Here is a 25,961-nt window from a genome sequence, read left to right as displayed (position 1 = left end):
GTCCGTCCTACCCAGGAGCCCCTGATGAAGAGACTTTTGCGCGTACTGTCCGTCGCCTGTATCGCTGCCGCCCCCATGCTGCTGCCCGCCACCGCCGCCGCCCAGTTCGCCAAGCCCGAGGACGCCGTCAAGTATCGCCAGTCGGCGCTTACCGTGATGTCCAACCACTTCGGCCGCATCGCGCCGGTCGTGCGCGGCCAGCAGCCCTACGACCCGGCCCAGGTGAAGGCCGACGTGGCCATCGTGGCCATGATGTCCAAACTGCCGTGGAGCGCATTCGGCCCGGGAACCGAAGGCGGCGGCGCCAAGCCCGCGGTCTGGTCCGACAACGCCAGGTTCAAGCAGGGCCAGGAGCGTCTGCACGGCGATATCGACAAGCTGGTGGCGGCGGCCGACACCGGCGATCTGGCCCAGGTGCGGACCGCGTACGGCGCGGCCGCCGCCAGTTGCAAGGCCTGTCACGACAATTTCCGGAACCGGTAATCGATCGAAATAGGTTTCAGGGCTTGTAAGCCCGTTGTTTCAAAAAAAAGCCAGGTCCACCCTGGCTTTTTTCGTTTTCCGGCGGTCGAATACCTGTGTATTTCCGCCAAATGGGGGGCCCGTCATGGCTTCCGTATCGAAAATCGTCTTGTGCATGGCCGCCGCCTTTTCCACCGTGGCCGGCCTGCCGGTTCCCGTCGCGGCCCAGACCACGGCATCGACCCGCAACGGCGTCGCGCAACCCGCGGAGCTGGAGCAACTGGTCGCGCCCATCGCGCTGTATCCCGACGCGCTGCTGTCGCAGATCCTGATGGCCTCCACCTATCCGCTGGAAGTGGTCGAGGCTGCCCGCTGGCAGAAGGACCATCCCAACGTGACGGGCGCGGACCTGGAAGGCGCGATGCAGAACCAGGACTGGGATCCCAGCGTCAAGTCGCTGGTCGCCTTCCCCAACGTGCTGGACATGATGAACGAACGCCTGAGCTGGACCACGCGCCTGGGCGACGTCTTCCTGTCGCAACAGGATGCGCTGATGGACCAGGTCCAGGTGCTGCGGTCGCGGGCCCAGGCGGCCGGCAACCTGACCTCCGGGCCGGAGCAGACGGTCACCACCGTGCCGTCCTCGGGCGGCACCACGGTCATCCGCATCGAGCCCGCGCGGCCGGACGTGGTGTATGTGCCGGTCTATAACCCCACGGTCGTCTACGGGCCCTGGCTGTATCCGGCCTACACGCCGTTCTACTGGTACCCGCCCGGCTACGTGGCCGCCGGCGTCGTGTTCTCGTTCGGCGTGGGCCTGTTCATCGGGCACGCGCTGTGGGGCGGCTACGACTGGCACTCGCACCGGGTCAACGTCGTCAACATCTACAACTACAACAACTTCAACCGCACACGCTTCAGCCACGTCGACTGGCAGCACGATCCCTACCACCGCCGCAACGTCGGCTACGGTGATCCCGGGCGCGGCCGCCAGTTCTACGGCGGCGATCCGGCCAGACATTTCGCCGCGCGCGAGGCGTACCGCGCACGTGCCGATGCCTGGCGGCGCGACCTGCCCAATATCGACCGCGCGTCGCTGCGCGATCCCGGCAGGGATTTCGGCAGCCGCTTCGACGGAGGCCACGGCAGCCGGTTCGACGGTGGCCACGGTAGCCGTTTCGATGGCGGGCGGCCGGGAGCGGCGGGCGACCGCGGCACGCCCGGCAGCCGTTTCGATGGACAGGGAAGCGGCCCCAGGGCCGATGGCGGCCGCGGCCGCGAGACGGGTAACCCGGGCGCGATGCCGGGCCGCATGCCCGGTGGCGGTGCGGGGATGCCGGGAGCCGAGGGTGGGCGCGGGCAGGGGCCCCAGGCGTCGCGTCCGGGCCAGGACGGCCCGCGCGGCGCCGCGGGCATGCCCTCGCGTCCGTCCGGCGGCCGGGAATGGGCCGGTGGCCGTGGCGAAGGCGGCGGAGTTCAGGCTGGCCCCGGAGCGGGCCGGGGCTGGAGCGGTCCGCAGGGCGGCCGCGAGTTCGGCGGTGGACGCGAGTTCGGCCGCGGGGGCGGCGGCTTCCATGGCGGTGAAGGCCGTGGCGGGGAAGGCCGTGGGGGCGGCAGCGTGGGCATGGCCGGCGGCGGAGGCGGCGGTCATCACGGCGGCCGCTGACCGGCACGGCCCGAGACGGATCAGAACATGGCGGCGGGCCGCAGCGACACGATGCCGTAGACCACCGCGGCGACCACGGCCGCGATGACCAGCGCCAGCAGGCGGGTGCCCGCCGTATCCCGCGCGGAGTCGGCGCCAGCGGTGAATTCCTCGGCCGGAGCATCGCCGGTCACCATGGCGCGGGTCAGCTTCTGCTTCTTCGCGACCCGATACCAGATGATCGCCAGGAGGTGCAGCCCGACCAGGATCAGGATGGGCAGCTCATCGAGCTTGTGCAGCCCGGTCAGCCGGTCCGACCAGTCCTTGCCGACCAGGCCCGCCAGCGGCCCTTCCGTGAAGATGTCGTCGTTGGCGAACAGCCCCGTGACGGCCTGGTAGCCCAGCAGCAGGATCATGGCCACCACCGACAGCGCGCCCAGCGGATTGTGGCCGGGCGTGCGCGGCATGGTGCCCCCCAGGTAGGCGGCGATGGCGCGCGGCCCGCGCACGAAGCGCGCGAAGCGGGCATGGCTGCTGCCCACGAATCCCCAGACGATGCGGAACAGGATCAGCCCCAGCACCGCGTAGCCGAACAGCAGGTGGTATTCCGTCCACAGGCCGCCGGCCTTGATGGTGGCGAAGGCCCCGGCCACACAGATGACGAGCAGCCAGTGGAAGAGGCGGGTGGGAAGGTCCCAGACGCGGATCTTGCTTGGGTTGGGCATGGGGCAGCCACCGAGGAAGCGGGAGAATGGTTATTGTGCCATCGGTGCCTGGCCGCGCGGTACCGGTCCGCGCCGGTCTATCACGGGGTGGATGGCCTCGGCGCGCCGCAGCAGCGCCTCATCTTCCCCGGGGCTGCCCACGAGTTGCACGCCCACCGGCAGGCCGCGCGCGGACCAGGCCGTCGGCAGGTGGATAGCGGGCCAGCCGAGCACCGACCAGATCCGGTTGAAGGTCGATTCGCCGGTATGGTGCAGGCCCGCCGGTGCAGCGCCCGCCGCGCTGGGAGTCAGGATGAGGTCCACGTCCCGCATGTGGGCGGCAAGCGTGGCGCGCGCGTTCCGCACCCGGTCCCGGGCCTCCTGGTAGTGACTGGCCGTGATGGCCTGTCCCGCCTCGATCGCCGCCAGCATGACGGCGCTCAACTCGTGGCGACGCGCGTTGAGGATGGGCAGCAGCGAGCGGGCCAGCTCGTGCAGCATGATGCGGCGGTGGCATTCGGCCAGCGCGGGCAGGAGGCCGGGCAGGGGCGCCTCGACGACGGCGCAGCCCGCCTCGCGCATCGCGGCGGACGCATCGTCCAGCGCCTGCCGCGCTTCAGGAGCCAGCGGCCCCAGTTCCGTGGCGTCCAGCATCCAGATGCGCAGCCGGTGCCCGGGAGCAAGGGGTGCGAGGTCCCGCCAGGGAAGCAGGACGCTCGCGGCCAGGATGGCGTCCGCCACGGAACGTGTGAACCAGCCCAGGCAATCCAGGCTGCCGGCCACCGGAGCGACGCCGGCCGTGGGGACCGCGTTCAGCGAGGTCTTGATGCCAACCACGCCGCAGTAGGCGGCCGGTCGTATGACCGAGCCGCCCGTCTGCGTGCCCAGCGCCAGGGGCACCATGCCAGCGGCGACCGCGGCCGCCGAGCCGCTGGACGACCCGCCGGGCGTGTGGCCGGGCGCATGAGGATTGCGCGTCGGACCCGGATGCGAGAAGGCCAACTCGGCGGTGACGGTCTTGCCGACCGGTACCGCGCCCGCCGCGCGCAGCAGCTCGACGCAGGCCGCATGGCGGGACGCGGGGGCGGCCGCGCCGGGCAGACCGAGCCCGGTCGGCATGCCCGCCACGTCGATGATGTCCTTCACGCCCACGGGGACGCCCAGCAGGCTCGGGCGCGGATCGGTGAACGCCGGGCCGTCGCGGTAGGCGCGCTCGACCTCGCGCGGCTGGAACCAGCTCCAGGCCTCCAGGGCCGGTTCCAGCCGCGCGTGCTGCTCGATCACGCCGCGGGCGACGTCGGCCGGCAGCAGGAGGTTGTCACGCAGGCGGGCGGCGATCTCGCCCGCCGATAGTCGGGAATAGTCCAGGTGTCGCATGGCCGCCAGTATGCGGCGGGACGGTGTCCGCAGAGACCTGAATTTTTTTCGCGCCCCCCGCGCCGATTCGTCGTTTGCCCGCTCGGGCCGGACGGCCCAGACTTGCCCCGCAAGGAGGAAAGCCATGCAGACATTTTCCGATCAACTGGGGCTGCGCTGCGTACTGATGCGCGGCGGTACGTCCAAAGGGCCGTTTTTCCTGGCGGAGGACCTGCCGCCGGCCGGCGCGCGGCGCGACGCCGCGCTGCTCAGGCTGATGGGGGCCCTGGAGCCGAGGCGGATAGACGGCATAGGCGGCATCGATTCGCTTACCAACAAGGTCGCGATCATCTCGCGCAGCGCCCGGCCGGGCGTGGACGTGGACTATCTGTTCGCCCAGATCTGCGTCCACAAGAACACCATCGATTATTCGGTGAACTGCGGCAACATGCTGGCCGCGGTCGGCCCGTTCGCCATCGACGAAGGCCTGGTGAAGGCCGCCGCGGGGGCCTCCACCGACGTGGCCATCTTCAATGTCAACACGGGCAAGCGCATCGTCGCCACCGTGCGAACCCGGGCCGGCCGCGCCGTCTATGCGGGCGAGGCGGCCATCGACGGCGTGGCTGGCACCGCCGCGCCGGTGTGGCTGCGCTTCTGCGACGTGGCCGGCGCCAAGACCGGCAAGCTGCTGCCCACCGGCCAGGCCGTCGAGACCCTGGAAGGCGTGCGCGTCAGCTGCGTGGACGCGGCCGTGCCCATGGCCATCGTCGAGGCCGCCGAGCTGGGGATGACGGGCTACGAGACTGCCGACGAGATCAATGCCCGCGACGATCTGCTGGCTCGTGTCGAGCGCGTGCGTTGCGCGGCCGGCCGAGCCATGGGGCTGGGCGACGTGTCGCGGCTGGAGATGCCCAAGCTGGTGACCGTGGCGCGGCCCGTGGGGGGCGGTACGATCAATGCCCGGTACTTCATGCCCTACACCTGCCATACCTCGTTCGCCGTGACCGGCGCGGTGTGCCTGGCGGCGGCCGTGCAGGTGCCGGGGTCCGTCGCCGCGCGGATCGCCGATCGGGCCGAGGCGGGCGAGGTCGCCATCGAGCACCCCGCGGGTACGCTGCGCGTGGGGATCGACGCGAGCCAGGGCGCCGCCGGCATCGAGATCCGATCGGCCAGCCTGCTTCGCACCGCCCGGCGCCTGTACGCCGGCACCGTCTATTTTCCGGAGGCGACGCTGGAAGCGTCCGCCGCCGAGTCTGCAAGGGAAGTGCTCGCATGAAACCGTTCCGTGTTCTCCTGACCGCCTGCCTCGCGTTCGCCGGGCCACACGCCGCGCAGGCGGCCGATGCCTACCCGGCCGGACCCATCCGGCTGGTGGTGCCATTTCCCGCTGGCGGCGGCACCGACATCCTGGCGCGCGAACTCGCGCGCGAGCTGGATCAGCAATGGCACCAGCCGGTCGTCGTCGAGAACCGCCCCGGCGCGGGCGGCGCCATCGGTGCCGCCGCTGTGGCCACGGCCAAGCCCGACGGCTACACCATGCTGATGACGACGGCGGGCGTGTCGGCCATCAACCCCAGCCTGTACAAATCCCTGCCCTACGATCCCGAGAAGCAGTTCACGCCGGTCAGCCGCGTGGCCTCGACCGTGTTCGGCGTGCTGGTGCATCCTTCGCTGGGGGTGAACTCCATCGGCGAGCTGATCGCGCTGGCCAGGAGCAAGCCGGGCATGCTGACCTTCGGGTCGGCGGGCAACGGCGCGGCGGGCCACCTGCCCGGGGAGCTGTTCAAGTCCATGGCAGGGATCGACATCCGCCACGTTCCCTACCGTGGTACCAGCCCGGCGCTGAACGACCTGCTGGGCGGCCAGATCTCCATGATGTTCGCCATCCTGGGGCCGGCCACGCCCTACATCAAGTCGGGCCGGGTCAAGCTGCTGGCGACCACCGGCGCCGCGCGCGCCGCAAGCTTTCCCGATGTTCCCACGGTGACCGAGGCCGGGCTGCCCGGCTACGTGGCCGACGAGTGGTGGGGCGTCGCCGCGCCCCGGGCCACGCCGGCCGACGTGGTGCGCAAGTGGAACGTGGCGATGCGGGCCTACGTGGCCAGGCCGGCCGTGCGGCAGAAGCTGATCGAGAATGGCTACGAGCCCGCGTCCGACACCGTGGAAGCCTTCTCGGCCCTGATCGCCTCTGACAAGGTCAAGTGGGGCAAGGTGGTGCGCGACGCTTCGGTCAGCGTGGACTAGGCGGCCTGCGACAGCAGGGCGCCCAGCAGGCGCGACACGGCGGGCGTGGGGACCACGCCCGGGTCCACCACCAGGCGCAGTTCGAAGCTGGCCCAGTCGTCGGCCAGCGGCACCTGCCGGATGTTGGCCGGCACGTGCCAGTCGGCGGGCGCGGCGGGCACCACGGCCACGCCCAGGCCCGCGCTGACCAGCGAGAACACCGCGGGGAAGCTGGTCACCTGGGTGGAGACGGCGGGCGGGTACCGCGTGCCCTGGCCGTCCTGGCCCGAGAACTGCGCCAGCGCGCTGCCAGCCGCCCGCGCGATGTGCGGGAACCGCAGCGTTTCCTCGTAGAAGACGGCGTCTCGTGCGGCCAGTTCATGGCCGGCGGGTACCGCCAGGACCAGCGGCGTGCGCGTATACGGCAGACTTTGCAGGTGGCCCGCCTGGGCGCCGGCATGGGCGATGCCCAGGTCCACCGACCCGTTGGCCACCGCCTCCAGCACCGCCGCGCTCGTGGCTTCCCGCACCGAGATGCGTATGCCGGGATATTCCACCGCGAAACGGGCCATCAGGTCCGCCAGCCCCGCGCACATGCCCGAGGTGTTGGAGGCGATCCTGACCGTGCCCGAGGTGCCGTCGGTGAACCCCGCCAGGTCCTGCTGCAACCCCTGCAATTCCTCCAGCACCCGTTCGGTACGCCGCGCCACCGCCTGGCCGGCGGCGGTCAGGCGCGCGCCTTCCGGCCGCCGGGTCAGGAGGGCGATGCCCAACTGGGATTCCAGTTCCAGGATGCGCTTGCTGGCGGCCGATGCCGTCAGGTGGATGGTCTCGGCCGCGCGCGCCACGCTGCCGGTTTCGTCGACCTTGCGCAGCAGCTGCAGGGTCAGGAGATCGAATCGCGGATTCATGGAAGTGCTCCGTCGGGTCGAATGGCCTGATGAAAACAAAAACGCCCGGCGGAGCCGGGCGCTTCGGGACGTCGTCCGGAACGATGCGGGCGTCAGCCCACGACTTCGCCGGTGTCCTTCTTGGCCGGCTTGACCAGGTCCTCGCGCTTGACGCCCAGCCACATGGCGATGGCCGCCGCCACGAACACGGACGAGTAGATGCCGAACCAGATGCCGATGGTCAGTGCCAGCGCGAAATAGTGCAGCGACGGACCGCCGAAGATCAGCATCGCGATCACCATCATTTGCGTCGAGCCGTGGGTGATGATCGTGCGCGAGATGGTGGCCGTGATGGCGCTGTCGATCACGTCCCGCACCGAGGCCTTGCGCTGCTTGCGGAAGTTCTCCCGGATCCGGTCCATGATGACCACGGACTCGTTCACCGAGTAGCCCAGCACCGCCAGCACCGCCGCCAGCACCGGCAGCGAGAACTCCCACTGGAAGAAGGCGAAGAAGCCCAGGATGATGACCACGTCGTGCAGGTTGGCCACCACGCCCGCCACGGCGAATTTCCACTCGAAGCGGAACGCCAGGTAGATCATGATGCCGACCACCACGAACAGCAGCGCCAGCAGGCCGTCGTGGGCCAGTTCCTTGCCGATCTGCGGGCCCACGTATTCCACGCGGCGCAGCTCGACGCCGGGGTCGGTGGCCTTCAGGGCCTCGATGACCTCGTTGCTCTGCTGGGTCGAGGTCTTGCCCTCGATGTTGGGCAGCCGGATCATCACGTCGCGCGAGGTGCCGAAGTTCTGCACCTGGAAGTCGTTGTAGCCCTTCTGCGAGATGGTGCCGCGTACCTTGTCCAGTTCCACCGCCTGCGGGTAGGCCACTTCCATGACCGTGCCGCCGGTGAACTCGATGGACAGGTGGAAGCCCTTGGTGGCGATGAAGAACACCGCCGCCAGGAACGTGACCAGACTGATGAGGTTCAGCACCAGCGCATGGCGCATGAACGGGATGGTCTTGTGGATGCGGAAGAATTCCATGTTGCTCAGACCTCTTTGGGTTTCCAGACCTGGCCAATCGACAGCTTGGCGAGTTTCTTGCGGCGGCCGTACCAGAGGTTGGCGAGCGCGCGGGCGCCGACCACGGCGGAGAACATCGAGGTCAGGATCCCGATGGTATGGACGATGGCGAAGCCCCGTACCGGGCCCGAACCGAAGGCCAGCAGCGCCACCGCCGCGATCAGCGTGGTGACGTTGGAGTCCAGGATGGTGCCCCAGGCCCGCTCGAAGCCGAGGTGGATGGCCTGCTGCGGCGCGGCGCCGTTACGCAGTTCCTCGCGTATCCGTTCGTTGATGAGCACGTTGGCGTCGATCGCCATGCCCAGCGTGAGCGCGATGGCCGCGATGCCCGGCAGGGTCAGCGTGGCCTGCAGCATGGACAGCAGCGCGATCAGCAGCAGCAGGTTGACCGCCAGCGCGATCACCGAGAACACGCCGAAGAGCCCGTAGTACAGGATGATGAAGATGGCGATCGCGGCGAAGCCGTAGACCACCGAGTGGAAGCCCTTCTGGATGTTGTCGGCGCCCAGGCTGGGGCCGATGGTGCGTTCCTCGATGATGTCCATGGGCGCGGCCAGCGAGCCGGCGCGCAGCAGCAGGGCCGTGTCGTTGGCCTCGACCGTGGTCATGCTGCCGGAGATCTGCACGCGGCCGCCGCTGATCTCGGTGCGGATCACGGGCGCGGTCACGACCTCGCCCTTGCCCTTCTCGAACAGCAGGATGGCCATGCGCTTGCCCACGTTGTCGCGGGTGACGTCGCGGAAGATGCGGGCACCCTTGGCGTCCAGCGTCAGGTGCACGGCGGGCTGCTGGGTCTGGCCGTCGAAGCCGGCCTGGGCATCCTGCAGGTTCTCGCCGGTCAGCACGACCTGGCGGCGCACCAGCACCGGCCGGCCGTCGCGGTCGGTGTAGCGTTCCAGCCCGAAGGGCACGGTGCCGCTGGCCAGCGCGCTGGTGGCTTCCGGCGAGTCGTCCACCATGCGCACTTCCAGCGTGGCGGTGCGACCCAGGATGTCCTTGGCCTTGGCCACGTCCTGCACGCCCGGCAACTGGACCACGATGCGGTCGGCGCCTTGCTGCTGGATGACCGGCTCGGCCACGCCCAGTTCGTTGATACGGTTGTGCAGCGTCGTGATGTTCTGGCGCAGCGCGTTGTCCTGCGCGGTCTTGATGGCCTGCGGCGTCAGGGCGCCGATCAGCTTGAAGTCGCCGCCGGCGTCCTGGTCGGTCAGCTGCAGGTCGGGCAGGCCGTTGCGCAGCACGTCGCGCGCGGCGTCGCGGGTGGCGGCGTCGCGGAACTTGATCTCGATGCTCTGGCCGACGCGGTCGATGCCGTTGTGGCGGATGTTCTTGTCACGCAGCAGCGAGCGCACGTCGCCGGTCATGGCGTCGTAGCGCTTGGTCAGCGCGCCCTTCATGTCCACCTGCAGCAGGAAGTGCACGCCGCCGCGCAGGTCCAGGCCCAGGTACATGGGCAGCGCGTGCAGTGCGCGCAGCCAGGCGGGCGAGGCCGACAGCAGGTTCAGCGCGACCACGTAGCTCGGGTCGGACGAATCGGGATTCAGCGACTTCTCGAGCAGGTCGCGCGCGCGCAGCTGCTGGTCCGGCGTGTTCAGGCGCACCCGCACCGTGCCCACGGGGCCGTTCTGCTCGAAGTACAGGCCGGTGTTGGAGATGCCCGCGGCCTGCAGGGTCTGGTCCACGCGCTCCATCATGGAGTTGTCGACCTTGACGGTCGCCTTGGCGCTGGAGACCTGGACGGCGGGGGACTCGCCGAAGAAGTTCGGCAGGGTGTAGATGAAGCCGATCACGACCACCACGGCGATCATGATGTACTTCCAGAGAGGATAGCGATTCATCGGTAATCAAACCTCGGAAGGCTGGCGCATCGGCGCCGGTGCCCGCAGCGGGCCAGGCCGCAGAACGCGAAAAAGGGGCGGCGCCCGGCGCCAGCCCCCGGCAGTGCATCGATGCCGCGCGAGCGGCATGGACGCGAGCGCCCGGCTTACAGAGCCTTGATGGTGCCCTTGGGCAGGACGGTCTGGACCGCGGTCTTCTGGACCAGGACTTCCACCGCCTTGTCGCCTTCGCGCGAGACTTCCAGCGAGACGTAGGTGTCGTTGACCTGGACGACCTTGCCCAGGATGCCGCCGGCGGTGACGACTTCGTCGCCCTTGGCCAGGGCGGCAACCATGTTCTTGTGCTCCTTCTGGCGCTTCATCTGAGGCCGGATCATCAGGAAATAGAGGATCACGAACATCAGGACGATGGGCAGCATCCCCATCAGGGCGCCTTCGCCTCCGGCCGCAGGAGCTTGCGCCAGGACATTGGCGAGCGCGTTGGATGTCAGCATTTCTTCTCCAGAATCAATGACTTGCGTCGAAAATAACTCAAAATTGTAGCCCAGCTCGCCCAGGGCGGAACCCGGCCTCTTCTAGGGATAACCCCGGCCGGATCCGCCGTGCTGACCAGTGGCCGCGAGCTCCTGGTTGGCCACGACGGGGCCGGGAGGTGGAATTCTAGACGCCACGGGCCCGGTTGGCGGCGAATTCCGCCCGCCAGGACGCGAAAACGCCGCCGGCGATGGCATCGCGCATTTCCTGCATCAGCTGCAGGTAATAGTGGAGGTTGTGGATGGTATTGAGCCGCGCCCCCAGAATCTCGTTCGACCTGAACAAATGGTGCAGGTACGAGCGGGAAAAGTTCTGACACGTATAGCAGCCGCAGGTTTCATCCAGCGGACGGGTGTCGTCGCGATAGCGCGCGTTGCGGATCTTGACGTCGCCGTAGCGGGTGAACAGCCAGCCGTTGCGGGCGTTGCGCGTGGGCATCACGCAGTCGAACATGTCCACGCCGGCGGCCACGCCGTCCACCAGGTCCTCGGGCGTTCCCACGCCCATCAGGTAGCGCGGGGCGTCCTGCGGCAGCCGGGGCGCCACGTGGGCCAGGATGCGCAGCATGTCTTCCTTGGGCTCGCCCACCGACAGGCCGCCGATGGCATAGCCATGGAAGCCGATGTCCTTGAGGCCCGCCAGCGATTCGTCGCGCAGGGTCTCGTACATCCCGCCCTGGACGATGCCGAACAGCGCGTTGGGGTTCTCCAGCGCGTCGAATTCATTGCGCGAGCGGCGCGCCCAGCGCAGCGACATCCGCATCGAGGTGGCCGCCTCGTCCACGGTGGCCGGCCGGCCGTCGATGGCGTAGGGCGTGCACTCGTCGAACACCATCGCGATGTCCGAATTCAGGCTGCGCTGGATGCGCATCGATTCCTCGGGCGTCAGCATCAGCCGCGCGCCGTCGATGGGAGAGGCGAAGCGCACCCCTTCCTCGGTGATCTTGCGCAGGCCCTCCAGGCTGAACACCTGGAAGCCGCCCGAGTCCGTCAGGATGGGCTTGTGCCACTGCATGAAGCCGTGCAGGCCCCCGTGGGCATCGATGATCTGCGTGCCCGGCCGCAGCCAGAGGTGGAAGGTGTTGCCCAGCACGATCTGCGCGCCGACCTCGTCCAGCTCGTAGGGCGCCATGGCCTTGACCGTGCCATAGGTGCCCACCGGCATGAAGATGGGCGTCTCGACCACGCCATGGTTCAGCGTCACGCGCCCGCGGCGGGCCTGGCCCTCGGTGGCCAGGAGTTCGAATTTGAGTCCGTTCATCGTTCTATAAACATCGCGTCGCCGTAGCTGAAGAAGCGGTAGCGCTGGGCCACGGCATGGGCATAGGCGCGGCGGATGGGGTCCATGCCCGCGAACGCCGAGATCAGCATCATCAGCGTCGACTTGGGCAGGTGGAAATTGGTGATCAACGCGTCCACCACCCGGAACTCGAAGCCGGGCGTGATGAACAGGCGCGTGTCGCCGCGCGTCTCGCGCAGCGGCCAGTGGGTGGCGGCGGCCGACTCCAGGGCCCGCACGCTGGTCGTGCCCACGGCGACCACCCGGCCGCCCGCGGCGCGGGCCTGCGCGATGGCGTCCACGGTCGCCTGGGGCAGTGTATAGAGTTCGCTGTGCATCACGTGCTCGGACAGCTTGTCCACCCGCACCGGCAGGAAGGTACCGGCGCCCACGTGCAGCGTCACGAAAGCCGTGCGCACGCCCTGGGCGCGCAAGGTCTCCAACAGCGCATCGTCGAAATGCAGCCCCGCCGTGGGGGCGGCCACCGCGCCCGGCTCCCGGGCGTACACCGTCTGGTAGCGGGCGTCGTCGCCGGTGTCCGGCGTGTGCGTGATGTAGGGCGGCAGCGGCGTCTGGCCGTGCTCGGCCAGCAGCTCCAGCACCGGACCGGGGAAACGCAGGTCGAACAGATCGCCCTCGCGGCCCAGCATGGTCACGTCGAAGGCCCCCGCCAGGCGGATCGTCGCGCCGGCCTTGGGCGACTTGCTGGCGCGCAGGTGCACCAGCGCCCGGTCGGGCTCGGTGATGCGTTCCACCAGCACTTCCACCTTGCCGCCGCTGCTCTTTTCGCCGAAAAGGCGCGCCTTGATCACCCGCGTGTCATTGAAGACCAGCAGATCGTTCGGGCGCAGCAGGCCGGGCAGATCGGCAAACCGGCGGTCGTGCAGTCCGCCTTGCGCGTCCAGGTGAAGGAGGCGGCTGGCGGTGCGGTCGGCGGCGGGGGTCTGGGCGATCAGCTCGGGCGGGAGGTCGTAATCGAAATCGTCGAGAGTGAGATCTTGCACGGGTAAGACAGGGTTGGGAAAGCGCACGGCAACCTATCATCATAGCCTGGAATCGGCCCCTACCCGGCCGCCCGCCTGGCCGTCCGCCGCCGGCTCAGGCCGTCCGCGCTTCCTTCCCGAGCCAGTCCCGGAACAGCCTGACGACCTCGCGCTTGGAGGCCGGTTCGTTGCTGACGATGTGGTAGCTGGACGCCAGCCGGACCTCCAGCGGGAAGGGCGCCACCAGGCGTCCCGTCGCCAGGTCCAGGCGGGCCAGTTCCTTGGTGGTGGCGACCACGCCCTTGCAGGCGACGGCGGCTTCCATGGCGGGGATGGAGTGCCAGAAGTGGGGGCCACGGGAGGTGTCGATGCCGGTCACGCCCGCTTTTTCCAGCCACATGTCCCAGAACGACGGCCCTTCGTACAGCACGCCGCGATCGTCGTGGAGCAGCACGTGGCGGCGCAGGTCGTCGGGCTCGCGCAGGGGATTGTCGCCTTCGAGCAGGGCGGGGCTGCACAGCGGGGTGATGGTCAGCGGCATCAACTGGTCGACCCGCATGCCCGGGTAGCCGCCGTTGCCGAACACGACCAGCACGTCGACCTCGTCCACCCAGCCCATCACGCTGGCGACGTCTCCGCGCGGCCCGCGCGGCAGGCGCGAGAACTGCCGCACCCGGGTGGAGACGCGCACGTCGATGTCGGGGCATGCGGTCACGAAGCGGTGCAGGCGCGGCATCAGCCAGTTGGAGATGAAGGACGGCGGCGCGCCGACCTCGAGCACGTCGGCGCCGCGATGGTCGCGCAGCCGACCCACCGCCTGGCGCAGGCAGTCGAAGCCTTCCTCCAGCTTGGGAAAGAAGATCTCGGCGCTGGCCGTCAGCTCGATGCCGCGGTGGACGCGGCGGAAAAGGCGCACGCCCAGCATGTCCTCCAGGATCTGGATCTGGTGGCTGACAGCGGCCGGCGTGACATTCAGTTCCTCGGCGGCCTTCTTCAGGCTGCGGTGGCGGGCGGCCGATTCGAAGGCTCGGAGCGCGGTCAGCGGGGGCAGCGTATGGCTCATTTTTTTAGATTAGTTTTTCTAACTTAATGAGGGAAGATAATTCGTGTGACAGCCCTGGTGGTGCTCCCTATAGTAGTCCGTAAAGCAGAGGGGCCTATCCGGCACCAGAACGATACTCCGGATGCATCAAGTTAGTGCGTCTAATCTGAAAACCACCCAGGACACGCCATGCCCGATATCCAGATCCTCAACCCCGCTGGCCTTGGTACCCCGCTTGCCCAGTATTCCCAGGTGGCCCGCGTCAAGGCCTCGGAGTTCGTCTTCATCGCCGGGCAGGTGGCGACCGACCAGCACGGGAACACCGTTGGCGCGGGCGACTTCGACGCCCAGTGCGTGCAGGTCTTCCGCAACATCGACATCGCGCTGAAGGAAGTGGGCGCCACCTGGCAGAACGTGCTGCAGTTCACGACCTACCTGGTGCACTCGCAGGACATTCCCAGGCTGGGCGCCTACCGCGAGCGTGCCTTTCCGGGCATGTTCGGCACCCGCGCCTATCCGACCAACACCTTGCTGATGATCGATCGCCTGGTGCGCGAGGATCTGCTGATCGAAGTGCAGGCGGTCGCGGCGCTATGAGTTCGCGTCTGCGCGAGGGCAGGTTCGAGCTGGACGGCATCCCCGTCCACTACGCCGAAGGCGGCGCGGGCCTGCCGCTGCTATTGCTGCATGGCTCGGGTGCCGGCGCGTCCAGCCACGGCAACTGGCAGCGCGTACTGCCGCGGCTGGCCGAGCTGCACCACGTGCATGCGATGGACCTGATCGGTTTCGGCCGGTCGGGCGCCAAGTCCGCCGGGCCGCATTTCGACTATGCCCTGTGGCTGCGCCAGTGCCGCGAAATGATCGCGCGCATGCCGGGAGAGCGGATAGGCGTGATCGGGCATTCCCTGTCCGGCACCCTGGCCCTGCGTCTGGCGGCCTGCGAACCGCGTGTGGCGCGCGTGATGACGACGGCGACCATGGGCGCGTCGTTCGCCGCCAATCCCGCCACGGAAACCGCCTGGAGCTTTCCCGGCGACCGCGAGGAGCTGAAGCGGGCCTCGCGCCTGCTGGTGCACGATCCGGCGCTGATCGACGAGGCCTATCTGGACGGCCGCGAGCGCATCCTGCGCCAGGGCGACCACGGCCGGCGCTTCGAGCAGATGTTCGCCGGCGACAAGCAGCGCTTCATCGATGACGTGGCGCTGACGGCGGATGAACTGGCCGCCATCGGATGCGAGGTGCTGATGCTGCACGGCCGCGACGACCGCGGTTTCCCCGCCGATGCCCTGACATTGCCGATGTCGCGATCCATCGCCCGGGCCGACGTGCACCTGCTGAGCCGCTGCGGCCATTCGGTCGCCTTCGAGTGGCCGGAGAAGTTCCTGGCGCTGGCCGTGCCGTTCTTCGCCGAGGTCGAGCATGGGTGAACCCGCCTACATCCTGAAGGGCAAGGTGATCGATGGCACGCTGGATGCCCCCATCGCGCATGGCGCGGTCGTGACGCAGGGCGAGGAGATCGCGTGGGTGGGCGAGGCGGCGGCGTTGCCGCCGCGCTACGCGCAGGCCGGCGCCCAGGTGGTCGACCTGCCCGGCCGCAGCATCCTGCCCGGCCTGGTCGACGGGCATATCCACATCTCGTTCGGCGAGGCGCGCTCGGAAGAGGAACTGGCGCTGTACACGCCGGTGGAGTTCCGGACGCTGAAGGCGGTGTGGAATGCCAAGAAGGTGCTGCAGGCGGGCGTGACGAGCGCCTTCGATGCCGCCACCACGTTCAACATCGCGCAGTCGGTGCGCGACGCGATCGACAGCGGCATGTTCGAGGGGCCGCGCCTTGCGGTGTCGGGCCGGCAACTGACCTCCCACCAGGGGCTGGAGGATTCCTTTCCCAACTGGATGGAGTTTCCGCCGGGGCAGGCGGGGGTGCTGATCCGCAGCCGTGACGAACTGGTCGAACAGATCCGCTACCAGGTCAAGGACGGCGTCGATGCCATCAAGGTGTCGGGATCGAACGACTCCTTCATCACGCCCGATTCGCTCGACGGCTCGGCCTTCACCTATGAGGAATACCGGATCGTGGCCGATGAGGCCCACCGGCTGGGCCGCATGTGCACGGTGCACGCGCGGTCCCGCAACGCCGTGGCCGATGCCGCGCGCGCCGGTTTCGACGTGATCTTCCATGCGTCCTTCATCGATGACGAAGGCATAGACCTGTGCTTGCGCAACGGCTGCGTGATCGTGCCGACCCTTCCCTTGCTGGTCAACGCGATCGAGGCCACGGGCGGGTCGGCCAATCCGGCCAATGCCGGGTTCCAGCGCGAGGTCGACGCGGCGCTGACCAACCTGGGGCGCGCCAGCCGTGCCGGCGTCCCGCTGGTGCCCGGGTCGGAAAGCGGCTGGTCGCCGGTGCCCTACGGCCAGTGGCACGCCCGCGAGATGCAGATATTCGTGGACGACCTGGGCCTGTCGCCCGGGCAGGCTCTGCATGCGGGCACGCTGGGCGCCACGCGTTTGTTCCGCCGCTTCGGCGACCGGGTCGGCAAGCTTGAGGCCGGACGCTATGCCGACTTGATCGTGGTCGACGGCGATCCTCTGGCCGACATCGGGCTGCTGCAGAAACCGTCGCGCTTCGACCTCATCCTGAAGGCCGGGCGCCCGGTGGACCGCACGCCGCCCGCGCCGCGCAGGCCCATGCACTACGAACGGCACAAGATGTTCCTGAATGGCATTTTCCACTACGACCAGGAAGCCGGCCACGGCGTCCTGCGGCGCTGACCCTTATTCATTCTCCAGCAGGAAACTCGATGACGTACAGCAAAGAGCAACTCGCCGGCCTGGTCCAGGCGGATCGCGTGCACCGGGCCTACTACACCGATCCGGCCGTGTTCGAGGCCGAGATGGCCAAAGTGTTCGGCAAGGTCTGGGTCTATGTGGGCCACGACAGCCTGGTGCCCAATCCGGGCGACTATTACTGCACGACGCTGGCCGGACAGCCGGTGGTGCTGAGCCGCCACGAGAGCGGTTCGGTACACGTGCTGTACAACCGCTGCGGCCATCGCGGCGCCAAGGTGCTGTCCCGCACGCGCGGCAACGCGCGCGTATTTTCCTGCATGTACCACGGCTGGGCGTTCCGCCCCAACGGCGAGCTGGCGGGCGTGCCCATGCGCGCCGACTTTCCCGAGGAAGCGCTGCGCGAGCCGCGCGCGGGCATGGAGCCGCTGCCGCGTGTCGACAGCTATCGCGGCTTCGTATTCGCTTCGCTCGATCCCGGCGTGATGCCGCTGCTCGATTTCCTGGGCGAGGCGCGCAAGGGCATCGACGAACTGGTCGACCGCTCGCCCGAAGGGCGGGTCGAGTTCGCGGCCGGCTGCCATCGCTACCACTTCCGCGGCAACTGGAAGCTGCAGATGGACAACATGGCTGACACCTACCACCCCGCGGCCGCCCACGGCTCGACCGTCGGTCCGGACGGTCGCCAGTTCCAGCGGCGTGCGGGCGACCAGGGCGGAGCGGCGCTGTTCTTCGCGCCCAACGGCGAGGCGGTGGTGTCGCAGCTGGGCGTGCGCGGTTTCCCGCATGGCCATAGTTCGGAACAGTCGCTGTTCGACAAGGAGCAGGCCGGTGGCGTCTGGGACGACTACCGTGCCCTGATGGTCGCGCGCTACGGCGAGGAACGCACCGCCGACATCCTGAAGAACCGCCGGCACAGCCTGACGCTGTTTCCGACACTGGACATCCTGATCGCCCAGACCTCGGTGCGCGTGGTCAAGCCGATCGCGGTGGACCTGACCGAGGTCGAGATCTGGCCGGTCCGGCTGGCGGGCGCGCCGGCCGTGATTTCGGACGACCTGGTCAAGTACGTCAACATGACCCACTCCGCGTCGTCGTTCATCCAGACCGACGACCTCGAGGCCTTCGAACGCTGCCAGGAAGGGCTGAAGGCGCAAGGCAGCGACTGGGTACTGGTCGCGCGCGGCATGGGCGCCGAGGTCGACGAAGGCGACGGCGTGCTGTTCGGCGCGCGTTCGAGCGAAGTCGGCCAGCGCGCCAAACACTATGCCTGGCGCGACCTGATGAGCGCCTGATTCCACCAGAGAGCCACCATGAACACGCTTGCAAGACTCACCCCCGCGGGCCATGCCGCGCCGTCCCTGGACACCCTGCGCGACTTTGTCGAACACGAGGCCGATCTGCTGGACAACCGCCGCTTCGACGAGTGGCTGGACCTGTACAGCGACGATGCCGTGTATTGGGTGCCGGCCACGCAGGACCAGGCCGACTGGATCAGCCACGTGTCGCTCTACTATGACGAGAAGCACACCATGAAGACGCGTGTGGCGCGGCTCAAGCACCCGATGATCCATTGCCAGGACCCGCCTTCCACGACGGTGCGCGTGCTGTCGAACTTCGGTCTGGAAGCCGCCGACGGCGACCGTTTCCGCGTCCGCAGCAAGTTCATCATGCTGGAGGACCGGCCCGGCGCCGACCGCCGCGTGTACGGCGGACGTTATCTGCACACGCTGCGGTTCGACGGCACGCATTTGAAAATCGTCCAGAAGTGCGTCCGGCTCACCAACTGCGACCAGAGTTTTCCGCAACTGACCCAGCCGTTCTGAGGACGCGCACCGGCGCTCTTCCCCCTGGAGGTCCACGATGAAATCCATGCTGCGCATCGGCCGCCTGCTGGCCTGTATGTCGGTCCTGGCGTCCGCGGCTCCCGCGGCGCAGGCCGACGATTACCCGACCCGCCCCGTGCGGATGATCGTGCCGTATGCGCCCGGCGGGGCGCCGGACGTGCTGGCGCGCTCGCTGGCGCCGGGCTTGTCGGAGTTCTTCAAGCAACAGTTCGTGATCGAGAACCGGCCCGGCGCGGGCGGCATCGGTGCCGCCGAAACCGTGGTCCGCGCCGCCCCGGACGGCCAGGTGCTGTTCTTTTCCGACATCCAGCAGCTCGCGATCAATCCCTACCTGTTCGCGAAGCTGCCCTATGCCGCCGACAAGGACTTCACGCCCGTGACCCTGGCCGCGACCATTCCGCTCTATATCGCCGTGCAGTCGTCGCTGAACGTGCACAACCTGGCCGAGCTCGTCGCCCTGGCCAAGGCCCGGCCGGGGGCATTGACCTACGGATCGTCGGGCATAGGCAGCATCCACCACATCGCCATGGAATCGATGCTGCACGGCCTTGGCATCAACGTCGTGCACGTGCCGTACAAGGGGTCGGGGCAGTCGGTGCCCGCCTTCATGGGGGGGGAGACCTCCCTGGTGATCGCCGCCTATCCGGCGCTGGAGCAATACGTCAGGACAGGCAAGGCGCGATTCATCGCCGTCACCACCCTCGAACGTCCGGCCATGACGCCCGACATCCCGGCCGTGTCCGAAACCGTGCCCGGCTACGATTTCAGTTCCGAGATGGGCATCGTGGTGCCGGCCGGCACGCCGCAGACCGTGGTGCAGCGGCTCTCGGCCGCGGTGGCGCGGGCGCTCAAGCAGCCCGATACCGTCGTTCGCCTGAAGGCCATGGGCGCCACGGCCATCGGCAGCAGCCCCGACGGCTATGCCGTCAACATCCGCAACAACCTGGACAAGTTCGGCAAGGCGGTCAAGCTGGCCGACATCACCCCCAACTGAACCGTCCATACGGAGAGTCTCCTTGAAGCTGTTGAGATACGGCCCGCCGGGCCTGGAGCGGCCCGGCCTGCTCGACGCCGGCGGCGCGATCCGCGACCTGTCCGGCCTGCTGGCCGACATCGGGCCCGACACCCTGTCGCCGGCCGCCCTGCAAGCGCTGGCTGCGCTCGACCCCCGGCGCCTGCCCGTGGTGGACGGCGCGCCGCGGCTGGGCACGCCCTGGCGCGGTATCGGCAAGTTCGTCGCGGTCGGGCTGAACTACGGGCGCCATGCGGCCGAGGCCGGCATGGCCATTCCGGCCGAACCCACGCTGTTTTGCAAATGGACCAGTTGCGTTTCGGGCCCGAACGACGACATCGTCATTCCGCCCGGCTGCACCCGGGTCGACTGGGAGGTGGAGCTGGGTATCGTCATCGGCAGCCGCGCGCGGGCCGTCGACGAGGCCGGCGCCTTGCGCCACGTGGCCGGCTACTGCCTGGCCAACGACGTGTCCGAACGCGAATACCAGATCGACCGCGGCGGCGGCCAGTGGGGCAAGGGCAAGGGCTTCGACAGCTTCGGCCCGCTGGGGCCCTACCTGGTCACGGCGGACGAAGTGCCCGACCCGCAGGACCTGGAACTGTGGCTGGAACTCAATGGCGAACGCCGGCAGACAGGACATACCGGCGACATGATCTTTTCCTGCGCCAGGCTGGTCAGCGAGTGCAGCCGCGTCATGACGCTGGAACCCGGCGACGTCATCATCACCGGCACCCCGGCCGGAGTGGGGATGGGAGCCCGCCCGCCGCGCTACCTGGAAGCGGGTGACGTGGTCACGCTGGGCGGCGGCGTGCTGGGAACCCAGACACAGCGGGTCGTCGCGGCGGGCTGAGGGGCGAACCCCCAGCGCGGCCGCTGCGTGTCAGTCCTGGCGGCTGGTCACTTCCACCAGGTGATAGCCGAACTGGGTCTTGACCGGGCCCTGGACGACGTTGACGGGGGCGCTGAACACCACCTTGTCGAACTCCGGCACCATCTGGCCGGGACCGAAGGTGCCCAGATCGCCGCCCTGGGCGCGCGACGGGCAGCTAGAGTGCTCGCGCGCGACCTGCGCGAAATCGGCACCGCCTTCGATGGCGGCTTTCAGTTCGTTGCACTGGGCCTCGGTGGAGACCAGGATGTGACGGGCGCTGGCATGGGCCATGATTTGCTCCTTGATAAGAGGAAGCAGAGTACCGCAAATTACGGGTATAATTTGCGGCTCCCTTCCTTTCGGCCCTTCGCGCCGGAAGAACCTGCCCGAGTGGTGAAATTGGTAGACGCAGGGGACTCAAAAATAGGGACTTCTACCTATTTTCAGCATGAGCGACCTGCCTGCTAAGCCGCACAGGGCAAGGGTTTGAAGGTTTTTTCGGCGCCCGAGCAAAAAGTTCGTTTTTTGCTCTAGGAGCCAAATAGGAGCCAGGCCAGTTCGTACTGGTTCCTAGCAGGTAGTACGAGGTAGTGCAGTAGGACTGCTTCACAATTTTGCCCGGGTGGTGAAATTGGTAGACGCAGGGGACTCAGACCAAATTTGAGCCCTCCGGGGGAAACCCCAGAGGTGAAGCCCGTCAAACTCGGCGAAGGCCCTGGACTTATGTCCGAGCTAATACCGAGCCAAGCCCTGGAGCCGAAAGGCTCCTCGGAAGGTGTAGAGAGCAGACGGCGGGCACCTAAAGCATGGCGGTAATACGCGATGCTATGGTGAAGGCGTGCTCCAGACCACGAACGCTGTTCCTTGGAACGTCGGCGGCGAAAGCCGAAGTGGGAAGAAAATCCCCCGCCGCAAGGCGTGCCGGTTCGATTCCGGCCCCGGGCACCAATTTCGAAGGCCGTCTCTGTTTACGCAGGGACGGCCTTTTTTATATCCAGAATTTCCTGCAATTAAGCCCAATTTACTGACCGCGACGGCCGCAAAATATTGGCGGCATCCTCGTCATGTCTTCATCCGTGTCAGCGGCGCCTCTTGCTGGGCTTCGATCATTTTCGCGCCTACCCGAACCTAACCATCACAGCCAGAGCTTCGCGAGTCCCTGTCTGACGATTCTGAAACTTCGAAATGCCAATCGCGCCTTACAGAATTTCACGTGCCGGGCTATGTCGCCAAGTGCGCCGATTAACTCCGCTCTGGTTATCGTCGAGTTATGCCCCACAACGACCTCCCTTAATGCAACCTTCTCGCAAAACTCGAAAAAAAACAGACCCTTGTTATCTGGTTCTCTCAAAGGTACAAAAAGGCGATATTCGTTCTCATAACGCCAATGACTAAATTTGGTGGTGAGCATCTGGCGCATGTGGGCCTCCGCCAGAGCCCCACCGGCCTGCATCGCCGGAAAGTCTGGCTTAAGGCGCTTTGACGCGTAGGACACCGGGAAAAGGCCATCGGCTACATCGAAACCTAAACACAAACCGCGATGACGGTCAGCGTAATGACTCCATTGAACTGGATTTCGCCAATTACCACTAAAGCACAACATTCCGCTGGTCTCGGCCAGTTGAGCCTTGGTGGCCAAATAGGAACGTCGGACGTCCGGATCCCTTGACGCAATCCCGAGAAGCTCGAAAGGATCATTCAACTCGTTAATTGTGGCGATCTTTAATCGTCTGAAGCGTAGATTTTGAAGCCCATATTCGCTGTTCACAAAGTGATAGACGCGCAACTTTTTTCTCGACTGGTAGGACGCTCGCCCATAGGGCGTTTGTAGTCTGCACTGTCTGATGCACAGACCTTTTGTTCAACTAAAATCGAACTCTCGATTCGGGCCTTGTGCCACGTCTCCCCAAATACGGTTGGGTAGAGCATGCCGACTAAAAAAAACGAGATGATAAAGCGGCCGATTCTTGTCGTCGCGGACCAATGGCATGCGCTTGCTGATGGAAAATCCGAGGCTGGTAATTAGGTTGCACCAATACTCAAAAAAGACCTCATCAGCGTCTCCACGAGCGAAATCTGCTGGCTTCACGTGATCTCGCCAGCCAGGTGCGGCTAAGTCAAAGCGAGCGCGCTCGGGGTCATATTCCATCAAGACATTTCGCCTAAGGTCCATGGTGCTGAAGTGCACGGCAAAGTCCACAAATTCGAGTTTAGCCAGTTTCTTGATAACGTCAAACGTTAGAAATTGAAGGTTGTACGGATCTAAATAGACCAAACAGAGCGCTCCTTTAGGTACGATCTTCAGTGCCTCGTCCACGGTAGCTTCGGCGGAGCCAATCAGCGCCTGAACAGGCGCTCCAAATGCACGCAGCCGCTCGGCGCAAGCCGAAGCTCTTAACGGGTCTAAGTCGCCTACGATGCACGTAGTAAAAGCTGCGTCGTCAAGCTTTGAGTGCTGCCAGGCAATAAGCGCGCCGCCATGGCGTGTAATCGACTCACCCTTCACCTGAACACGACCAGGCCCACAAAATAGATCGATATAGATCCGCCGAGAAAATTTCTTGCGCGCCTGACGCGTCCCTTCGACGTACTTGGCCAGGAACGTGTGCTTCCTGTCCGGAACCCAACTCCCAACACCCTCGCCAGTTCGTCCTGATTCTACGGAAAGAAGCGGAAGAGGATCTGCGTCATAAGCAAGAGAAAAAGCCATCGTTATAGGGAGGCTGATTGCCACTGAAGGTTGGCTTGAGGGTTTTTTTTAATGACATCGGTATCCCGCATGTAGCGGGCGCTTCGACGGGTCTTGCCATCGGCTGAGACAATGACGATGTCTTTCTCACCCACCAGATCCGCTAAAGCATTGTTGTACATGCTTGATGTCGCGGGAGAGGTATTACAGGTGGATGCAAACAGGGATCCAATGCTGACGGATTGTGTTCGTGTAAAGATATTTTGTGCGAGTTGTTCACGCAGTGCGTTGTTGGACTGGTGCAATGCCACGTCATCGAAGCGAAAACCACCCGTAAATTTTTGGTGAAATCCCATCGTATGAGCCGCTAACATATCGAGCCCAGCGCCACCGTAGTGTACGAAGTGGTTCTGATGCAACCAGTGCACCTGCTTCATGACGTCCTGCGCGCGGTGGTGTTGGGAAAGATGCACTAACCAATATTCACCGTGTCCGCTACCCTCACCACGAATGAAAAAGGGTGTGAAGAACCCGGCCGCACAATTACTCACGAGTCCTTGGTATAAGGCAGCTTGAATGAATCGCCGCCAATCCGCACCATCATCATTTTTTAATTCTTCAATCGATTTTCCGCCTAAGGCAGAGCGGATGTTGATGTCAAGAGTGCTGGCGATTTTGTCAGCGAACTCATCATTTGTATAGGTGGCAAACGATGACACATGGAAGGTCAACACGACTTCGCTATTTGGAAGCTCGGTAAATATTTTTCTTATCAATGAGGCGGGCACGTCGATGTACCCGTATTGATCCAGAAAGAACAGTGCGCACAGTGCCCTGGGCGTATGACGCCGCACAAGCGCCATTACGGCGGGCGCGGCGTGAGTAAACTCGCTGCACATGAGATAGATGGATTTATCGATCTCCGCGCCATAGCCTCGTTCGCAAAGTACCTTTTTTAGATGGGCAATAGCACTTGGGTCTTTGTCGACGAAAACATACTGGACATCTAGATCAATAGGTTTCGTCCTGCCTTGATTCACAAGGATCCGTGCCTCTTCTACTGCTCCTAGCATTCGAAGTGGGGACCCAAGAATCTCCCTCTGACTGCCGCGGACAGTGTAAAGTCCGCCTCCGCAGAACCCGTCCACAAGAGTGATGCGAAAGCGTTCTCGACCACGCGCGTTCAGCGTCCGCTGCTCGAAATAACGGCAGAGGTATCCAACCAACACATCGTGTTTGGTTAGGCTATGTGCGTCGATCTCGGCTGGTCCGATTTTCCAGTCGTAGTGCTTCTTAGCCAAAAAATGAGCCTTTAGCGACGCACGAAAAACGAAGCTATGCGCTAGCGCTTATGTTGGAAATTGATCCCAAAGCCTGCCCCCGAGCGAACGGCCTGCTTTTCCTTTTCCTATCGCAACCAATTTTACTTCCGAACCGTCACGTCTCACGATGTGAATTGGCGTTTTCTTTGTTATGGCATCGCCAGCTTGTTCAAAGGGTGCCCAATGTCCCCATTGCTTAAAGTGAAATGCCACTTTTGCTGCGTTGCACTGTTTACGCAGGTCGTCAGGCCAATCAGGCTCCATGGGACGCGCCCCAGGGCCTGATTCACCACCCGCAATCACCCAGTCTACTCGTGTGCCGTTCGATCCGCGGAGGAGGTATTCCCCCAGATCGATGGGGCCCAGCAAGGGCTCACATGACAGAAACCGGACGGACGGCGTTGTGAATTCCAACAGATACTTCAGACGTTTACCAACAGCCGCCTGATTTTCAACGGTCGCTCCCAGCCATACATTGGAAGGAAATTCATAGCCCTTGGGCAGTTGCTTCCGAACCAAGTGGATTCTCTTCGTTAGCAGCAGCCAGTCCAGATGAGGGGTGTTTTTAATAAGCTCCAACAAGCGTGCTCGATGAGGTATCAAATCCTTTCGGTTCTCAAATACATCAGCCATCGAGGCACAAAACACGCGACGGCGAACGCCCTGAGCTGCTGCTTCGCGGTCCCATTTCAGCGGCTCTTTCCAATGAGAATCGCCAAAAAAACGGCGCTCCGTTTTCGGTCCCCATACGTTTTCACCAAGACGTTTAGCCCAGGTTTCGGCATAACAATGGTCGCATGCGTCCGACACCCTTACACAACCCCACCAAGGGTTGAAAGTATGGTGCGTCCATTCGATCGTTGTGTCTTTACCCATGCGTGCCTTCGCGGCAGATCCAAGTAGTGTTACTGTATTTATATACAGTATTGTAGCGCCGCCACCTGCTTAAATGGCAAGCATCATCGAAATTATTCAATCAGATCTGAGTCTTAGCAGACTCTTGCGTCTTGAACCGCCTCAAATGTGCAACGTCATTGTCGCTGATTAGGCGCACACAGCACCATTCCATGACACGAAATGCAAAGGTCGTTCAGCTAGCCAGCTTAATATTGCCCCCGGCGAGGCGAGATGCAGCCGGATTACGGCCTCAAGTCGTTTTCTCGTTCGGCGGACGCTGAGGCGCGGCCCCCTTCCTAAAGCCTCGATCCCGTGCCATAAACGCCTCCAGCATATGCGGGACCAATATGACCGCATCTACATGCTCTCCATAGGCTTGTTCGTGGAGCAAGGCATAGCGTTCGAGTTCATTTTTCAATGTCACTGGCAAGCTAATCGTGAGCTTGACCACCTGCTGCTTGGGCACTGGCCCTAATCGTAATTTGTTCGCCAT

The 25,961-nt window shown here is 65.4% G+C and carries 26 protein-coding genes; 11 read left to right on the top strand and 15 right to left on the bottom strand.

All coding sequences use genetic code 11. The features are described 5' to 3' along the window. The first annotated feature begins 24 nt into the window (after nucleotides 1-24). A complete protein-coding gene (locus tag ABD104_RS20485) occupies nucleotides 25-483 on the top strand; it encodes a c-type cytochrome (RefSeq protein WP_087837042.1) in 459 nt (152 codons plus the stop codon). A gap of 124 nt (nucleotides 484-607) precedes the next feature. Then, nucleotides 608-2,128, top strand: a complete 1,521-nt coding sequence (locus ABD104_RS20480; protein WP_338617958.1) for a DUF3300 domain-containing protein — start codon at nucleotides 608-610, stop codon at nucleotides 2,126-2,128. Nucleotides 2,129-2,148: 20 nt separating this feature from the next. On the opposite strand, the gene ABD104_RS20475 is transcribed toward ABD104_RS20480, so the two are convergent. Both ABD104_RS20475 and ABD104_RS20470 read right to left on the bottom strand, forming a co-directional pair. Then, entirely contained in the window at nucleotides 2,149-2,832 is a 684-nt protein-coding gene (locus ABD104_RS20475; RefSeq protein WP_087837041.1) for a cytochrome b/b6 domain-containing protein, read from the bottom strand. 30 nt (nucleotides 2,833-2,862) lie between these two features. Further along, nucleotides 2,863-4,188 (bottom strand): amidase, encoded by a 1,326-nt coding sequence (locus ABD104_RS20470; RefSeq protein WP_279816798.1) that lies wholly within the window; start codon nucleotides 4,186-4,188, stop codon nucleotides 2,863-2,865. Nucleotides 4,189-4,312: 124 nt separating this feature from the next. On the opposite strand from ABD104_RS20470, the gene ABD104_RS20465 reads away from it, so the two are divergent. After that, nucleotides 4,313-5,443, top strand: coding sequence for a 4-oxalomesaconate tautomerase (locus ABD104_RS20465; RefSeq protein WP_343928110.1), 1,131 nt, complete (start codon nucleotides 4,313-4,315; stop codon nucleotides 5,441-5,443). Then, a complete protein-coding gene (locus ABD104_RS20460) occupies nucleotides 5,440-6,411 on the top strand; it encodes a Bug family tripartite tricarboxylate transporter substrate binding protein (protein WP_279816803.1) in 972 nt (323 codons plus the stop codon). The genes ABD104_RS20465 and ABD104_RS20460 overlap by 4 nt, the downstream gene beginning before the upstream one ends. On the opposite strand, the gene ABD104_RS20455 is transcribed toward ABD104_RS20460, so the two are convergent. The 7 genes from ABD104_RS20455 to ABD104_RS20425 all read right to left on the bottom strand — a co-directional run bounded on the left by ABD104_RS20455 (nucleotide 6,408) and on the right by ABD104_RS20425 (nucleotide 14,061). Beyond that, on the bottom strand, nucleotides 6,408-7,301 hold the full coding sequence (locus ABD104_RS20455) for a LysR family transcriptional regulator (RefSeq protein ID WP_343928109.1): 894 nt from the start codon (nucleotides 7,299-7,301) through the stop codon (nucleotides 6,408-6,410). The two genes, ABD104_RS20460 and ABD104_RS20455, sit on opposite strands and share 4 nt — an antisense overlap. 92 nt (nucleotides 7,302-7,393) lie before the next feature. Next, complete coding sequence (secF, locus tag ABD104_RS20450; protein ID WP_087837036.1) at nucleotides 7,394-8,326, bottom strand: protein translocase subunit SecF; 933 nt, start codon at nucleotides 8,324-8,326, stop codon at nucleotides 7,394-7,396. Between the two features lie 5 nt (nucleotides 8,327-8,331). Beyond that, nucleotides 8,332-10,203: a protein translocase subunit SecD gene (secD, locus tag ABD104_RS20445; RefSeq protein ID WP_087837035.1), complete on the bottom strand. Its 1,872-nt coding sequence runs from the start codon at nucleotides 10,201-10,203 to the stop codon at nucleotides 8,332-8,334. Nucleotides 10,204-10,349: 146 nt separating this feature from the next. Continuing rightward, nucleotides 10,350-10,697 (bottom strand): preprotein translocase subunit YajC, encoded by a 348-nt coding sequence (yajC, locus tag ABD104_RS20440; RefSeq protein WP_087837034.1) that lies wholly within the window; start codon nucleotides 10,695-10,697, stop codon nucleotides 10,350-10,352. A gap of 166 nt (nucleotides 10,698-10,863) precedes the next feature. After that, nucleotides 10,864-11,997, bottom strand: a complete 1,134-nt coding sequence (tgt, locus tag ABD104_RS20435; protein WP_087837033.1) for a tRNA guanosine(34) transglycosylase Tgt — start codon at nucleotides 11,995-11,997, stop codon at nucleotides 10,864-10,866. Beyond that, nucleotides 11,994-13,019 (bottom strand): tRNA preQ1(34) S-adenosylmethionine ribosyltransferase-isomerase QueA, encoded by a 1,026-nt coding sequence (gene queA, locus ABD104_RS20430; protein ID WP_343928108.1) that lies wholly within the window; start codon nucleotides 13,017-13,019, stop codon nucleotides 11,994-11,996. Before queA ends, tgt begins: the two co-directional genes overlap by 4 nt. Before the next feature lie 94 nt (nucleotides 13,020-13,113). Further along, nucleotides 13,114-14,061 carry a LysR family transcriptional regulator gene (locus tag ABD104_RS20425; RefSeq protein WP_343928107.1) on the bottom strand — a complete coding sequence of 316 codons (948 nt, stop codon included), beginning with the start codon at nucleotides 14,059-14,061 and terminating at the stop codon, nucleotides 13,114-13,116. Nucleotides 14,062-14,229: 168 nt separating this feature from the next. On the opposite strand from ABD104_RS20425, the gene ABD104_RS20420 reads away from it, so the two are divergent. The 7 genes from ABD104_RS20420 to ABD104_RS20390 are packed head-to-tail and all read left to right on the top strand — an operon-like array spanning nucleotide 14,230 to nucleotide 20,539. Continuing rightward, nucleotides 14,230-14,637, top strand: a complete 408-nt coding sequence (locus ABD104_RS20420; RefSeq protein ID WP_130357488.1) for a RidA family protein — start codon at nucleotides 14,230-14,232, stop codon at nucleotides 14,635-14,637. Continuing rightward, the gene (locus ABD104_RS20415; RefSeq protein WP_343928106.1) at nucleotides 14,634-15,467 is read left to right on the top strand and encodes an alpha/beta fold hydrolase; all 834 of its coding nucleotides are present in this window, start codon (nucleotides 14,634-14,636) and stop codon (nucleotides 15,465-15,467) included. The genes ABD104_RS20420 and ABD104_RS20415 overlap by 4 nt, the downstream gene beginning before the upstream one ends. Further along, complete coding sequence (locus ABD104_RS20410; protein WP_343928105.1) at nucleotides 15,460-16,812, top strand: metal-dependent hydrolase family protein; 1,353 nt, start codon at nucleotides 15,460-15,462, stop codon at nucleotides 16,810-16,812. Before ABD104_RS20415 ends, ABD104_RS20410 begins: the two co-directional genes overlap by 8 nt. Before the next feature lie 29 nt (nucleotides 16,813-16,841). Next, the gene (locus ABD104_RS20405) at nucleotides 16,842-18,122 is read left to right on the top strand and encodes an aromatic ring-hydroxylating oxygenase subunit alpha (protein ID WP_087837008.1); all 1,281 of its coding nucleotides are present in this window, start codon (nucleotides 16,842-16,844) and stop codon (nucleotides 18,120-18,122) included. An 18-nt stretch (nucleotides 18,123-18,140) separates the two neighbouring features. Next, nucleotides 18,141-18,653, top strand: a complete 513-nt coding sequence (locus ABD104_RS20400; RefSeq protein WP_343928104.1) for an aromatic-ring-hydroxylating dioxygenase subunit beta — start codon at nucleotides 18,141-18,143, stop codon at nucleotides 18,651-18,653. A gap of 37 nt (nucleotides 18,654-18,690) precedes the next feature. Then, nucleotides 18,691-19,668: a Bug family tripartite tricarboxylate transporter substrate binding protein gene (locus tag ABD104_RS20395; RefSeq protein ID WP_343928103.1), complete on the top strand. Its 978-nt coding sequence runs from the start codon at nucleotides 18,691-18,693 to the stop codon at nucleotides 19,666-19,668. A gap of 22 nt (nucleotides 19,669-19,690) precedes the next feature. Next, entirely contained in the window at nucleotides 19,691-20,539 is an 849-nt protein-coding gene (locus tag ABD104_RS20390) for a fumarylacetoacetate hydrolase family protein (RefSeq protein ID WP_343928102.1), read from the top strand. 30 nt (nucleotides 20,540-20,569) lie between these two features. On the opposite strand, the gene ABD104_RS20385 is transcribed toward ABD104_RS20390, so the two are convergent. The 6 genes from ABD104_RS20385 to ABD104_RS20360 all read right to left on the bottom strand — a co-directional run bounded on the left by ABD104_RS20385 (nucleotide 20,570) and on the right by ABD104_RS20360 (nucleotide 25,961). After that, complete coding sequence (locus ABD104_RS20385; RefSeq protein WP_130357494.1) at nucleotides 20,570-20,851, bottom strand: peptidylprolyl isomerase; 282 nt, start codon at nucleotides 20,849-20,851, stop codon at nucleotides 20,570-20,572. An 844-nt stretch (nucleotides 20,852-21,695) separates the two neighbouring features. After that, entirely contained in the window at nucleotides 21,696-22,346 is a 651-nt protein-coding gene (locus ABD104_RS20380) for a DUF2971 domain-containing protein (RefSeq protein WP_343928101.1), read from the bottom strand. A 75-nt stretch (nucleotides 22,347-22,421) separates the two neighbouring features. Next, nucleotides 22,422-23,294 (bottom strand): three-Cys-motif partner protein TcmP, encoded by an 873-nt coding sequence (locus ABD104_RS20375; RefSeq protein WP_343928100.1) that lies wholly within the window; start codon nucleotides 23,292-23,294, stop codon nucleotides 22,422-22,424. Then, entirely contained in the window at nucleotides 23,273-24,550 is a 1,278-nt protein-coding gene (locus ABD104_RS20370) for a three-Cys-motif partner protein TcmP (RefSeq protein WP_343928099.1), read from the bottom strand. The genes ABD104_RS20375 and ABD104_RS20370 overlap by 22 nt, the downstream gene beginning before the upstream one ends. A 48-nt stretch (nucleotides 24,551-24,598) precedes the next feature. Next, the gene (locus ABD104_RS20365; RefSeq protein ID WP_343928098.1) at nucleotides 24,599-25,447 is read right to left on the bottom strand and encodes a DUF5131 family protein; all 849 of its coding nucleotides are present in this window, start codon (nucleotides 25,445-25,447) and stop codon (nucleotides 24,599-24,601) included. Between the two features lie 271 nt (nucleotides 25,448-25,718). Next, nucleotides 25,719-25,961 carry a DUF2274 domain-containing protein gene (locus tag ABD104_RS20360; RefSeq protein WP_343928097.1) on the bottom strand — a complete coding sequence of 81 codons (243 nt, stop codon included), beginning with the start codon at nucleotides 25,959-25,961 and terminating at the stop codon, nucleotides 25,719-25,721.

Source organism: Pigmentiphaga daeguensis (assembly GCF_039523035.1).
Classification (GTDB): domain Bacteria; phylum Pseudomonadota; class Gammaproteobacteria; order Burkholderiales; family Burkholderiaceae_B; genus Pigmentiphaga; species Pigmentiphaga daeguensis.
Note: the sequence above shows the minus strand (reverse complement) of the source record. Positions and strands in the feature narration are given on the sequence as shown.

Bases quoted from the DNA above. Each gene is read 5' to 3' on its own strand.
- ABD104_RS20485 (WP_087837042.1), top strand. From the start codon at position 25: ATGAAGAGACTTTTGCGCGTACTGTCCGTCGCCTGTATCGCTGCCGCC.
- ABD104_RS20480 (WP_338617958.1), top strand. From the start codon at position 608: ATGGCTTCCGTATCGAAAATCGTCTTGTGCATGGCCGCCGCCTTTTCC.
- ABD104_RS20475 (WP_087837041.1), bottom strand. From the start codon at position 2,832: ATGCCCAACCCAAGCAAGATCCGCGTCTGGGACCTTCCCACCCGCCTC.
- ABD104_RS20470 (WP_279816798.1), bottom strand. From the start codon at position 4,188: ATGCGACACCTGGACTATTCCCGACTATCGGCGGGCGAGATCGCCGCC.
- ABD104_RS20465 (WP_343928110.1), top strand. From the start codon at position 4,313: ATGCAGACATTTTCCGATCAACTGGGGCTGCGCTGCGTACTGATGCGC.
- ABD104_RS20460 (WP_279816803.1), top strand. From the start codon at position 5,440: ATGAAACCGTTCCGTGTTCTCCTGACCGCCTGCCTCGCGTTCGCCGGG.
- ABD104_RS20455 (WP_343928109.1), bottom strand. From the start codon at position 7,301: ATGAATCCGCGATTCGATCTCCTGACCCTGCAGCTGCTGCGCAAGGTC.
- secF (WP_087837036.1), bottom strand. From the start codon at position 8,326: ATGGAATTCTTCCGCATCCACAAGACCATCCCGTTCATGCGCCATGCG.
- secD (WP_087837035.1), bottom strand. From the start codon at position 10,203: ATGAATCGCTATCCTCTCTGGAAGTACATCATGATCGCCGTGGTGGTC.
- yajC (WP_087837034.1), bottom strand. From the start codon at position 10,697: ATGCTGACATCCAACGCGCTCGCCAATGTCCTGGCGCAAGCTCCTGCG.
- tgt (WP_087837033.1), bottom strand. From the start codon at position 11,997: ATGAACGGACTCAAATTCGAACTCCTGGCCACCGAGGGCCAGGCCCGC.
- ABD104_RS20425 (WP_343928107.1), bottom strand. From the start codon at position 14,061: ATGAGCCATACGCTGCCCCCGCTGACCGCGCTCCGAGCCTTCGAATCG.
- ABD104_RS20420 (WP_130357488.1), top strand. From the start codon at position 14,230: ATGCCCGATATCCAGATCCTCAACCCCGCTGGCCTTGGTACCCCGCTT.
- ABD104_RS20415 (WP_343928106.1), top strand. From the start codon at position 14,634: ATGAGTTCGCGTCTGCGCGAGGGCAGGTTCGAGCTGGACGGCATCCCC.
- ABD104_RS20410 (WP_343928105.1), top strand. From the start codon at position 15,460: ATGGGTGAACCCGCCTACATCCTGAAGGGCAAGGTGATCGATGGCACG.
- ABD104_RS20405 (WP_087837008.1), top strand. From the start codon at position 16,842: ATGACGTACAGCAAAGAGCAACTCGCCGGCCTGGTCCAGGCGGATCGC.
- ABD104_RS20400 (WP_343928104.1), top strand. From the start codon at position 18,141: ATGAACACGCTTGCAAGACTCACCCCCGCGGGCCATGCCGCGCCGTCC.
- ABD104_RS20395 (WP_343928103.1), top strand. From the start codon at position 18,691: ATGAAATCCATGCTGCGCATCGGCCGCCTGCTGGCCTGTATGTCGGTC.
- ABD104_RS20385 (WP_130357494.1), bottom strand. From the start codon at position 20,851: ATGGCCCATGCCAGCGCCCGTCACATCCTGGTCTCCACCGAGGCCCAG.
- ABD104_RS20365 (WP_343928098.1), bottom strand. From the start codon at position 25,447: ATGGGTAAAGACACAACGATCGAATGGACGCACCATACTTTCAACCCT.
- ABD104_RS20360 (WP_343928097.1), bottom strand. From the start codon at position 25,961: ATGGCGAACAAATTACGATTAGGGCCAGTGCCCAAGCAGCAGGTGGTC.